At 41.2% G+C, this 1,584-nt stretch carries 2 protein-coding genes; both read right to left on the reverse strand.

The annotated features are described in order from the left end of the window. A partial coding sequence (locus tag AC06OU_RS08525; protein WP_475855202.1) for a C4-dicarboxylate TRAP transporter substrate-binding protein occupies window positions 1-787 on the reverse strand: 787 nt, incomplete at its 3' end. 54 nt (window positions 788-841) lie between these two features. Further along, complete coding sequence (locus AC06OU_RS08530) at window positions 842-1,534, reverse strand: GntR family transcriptional regulator (protein ID WP_340885155.1); 693 nt, start codon at window positions 1,532-1,534, stop codon at window positions 842-844. Between the last annotated feature and the right edge of the window lie 50 nt (window positions 1,535-1,584).

The following is a 1,584-nucleotide window of genomic DNA, read 5'->3' on the forward strand; positions in this document are numbered from 1 at the left end:
CTGGTAGCTCTGCCATCCAATCAGCTCCAGCTACAACACCTGTGATTAGTTGGAAGTGACCTGTCTTAGTAACATACTTTACAACCTCATGTAAATTTGCTCCATATGAAGCAGGGTGTTGAGCCTCTGCTCCGTCGATAACCCCTTGTTGAATCCCAGGGTAAACCTCGGAGAATGCCATACCAGCTGGACTAGCCCCCATTGCAGATATAGTTTCAGTCCAAACAGTAGCTCCTGGAGTTCGAATTTTTAAGCCCTTCAGATCAGATGGCTTTTCAATTTTTTTATTCGTTAGAAAATGGCGGTCTCCTTGGTACCAGTTAAACGATAGAATTTGTAAATTATGTTCACTTGCAAGCTTTTCACTCCAGCCTTTGAATAGGTCAGATTGAGCTACCTTATTTGCCTCATCATAGCTTTCAACAATATACGGAGCCGAGAGAATCCCAATTTCCGGCACCATCTCTGCTAAACGACCGGAGTCTACTAACACAGCTACATTTGCCCCTACCTTCGCTTGTTCAAGAACATCACTATCGTCTCCAAGTGAACCATTGCCATAAATTTCAATAACAACTTTGTCATCAGTTCTTTCTGCTACCTGTTCTTTAAAGGTTTCTAATCCTTGATATATTGGATCAGTGGAAGCTAACGCTGTATTAATCTTAAGCGTATAAACCTTATCAGCACTAACCTCCGTCTTACCATCGGCACTGTCTGAACATGCTGCCAGCAATGTGAAAACCATGAAAACCAAACTGAATAGTAAATACTTTTTCCCTTTCATTGAAAAGCCCCCTTGTTTTTTGAATAAAGCGCTTACATTTCCCTTTAAAAAAAATTACTTAAAATAATCCGGGTATTCCTCTTTTAATGAATCAAGTTCAAAGCGTAATTTCCTTAAATGCTCTCCCATCGCCTCATCTGCAAGCTGGGGATCCCCATTCTCTATTGCGTTAGCAATCACCATATGCTGAGACAAAATTTGTTCCCAATTATAGTTAGCTGCCAGGCTCAACATTCTAATTCTATTAAGATGGGAATTAAAATTTTGGAGCACGGACCAGATCCTCGGCTTTTCCGCACCAATTGAAATAATATAGTGGAACTCTTCATCCAGCTCGAAAAGCTTCGTATAGTTTTTTTCTTCTATACAATACCGCTGCCTCTGTAAATTTTCTCTCAAAGAAACGAAGTCCACGTTTTCTGGACGCTCCGCAGCAAGCTTAGCCGATGCACGTTCTAGCAACTCCCGTATAAATCGGACCTCTTCCACATGCTCTAAGTCTATTAAAGAGATAAACGTGCCACGCTGAGGATAAACCTCCAGCAGCTCCTCCTGCGCAAGCTTCACAAACGCTTCCCTTACAGGCGTACGGCTGACACTAAGCAACTCCGAAATCTCTTTTTCCGAGACACTCTGCCCCGGTTTCAAATCTAATTTAATGATGCTTTCCTTCAACGTCTCATACACATGATCTCGAGTAGAGACATTCTTTCTCTTATTAAAATTATCTGCTAGCAGAATACTCACCCCTTTACTAAAGTCATATTACCATAATTGTATACTTGTATGGTAGTATA

The organism is Psychrobacillus sp. (assembly GCF_056205495.1).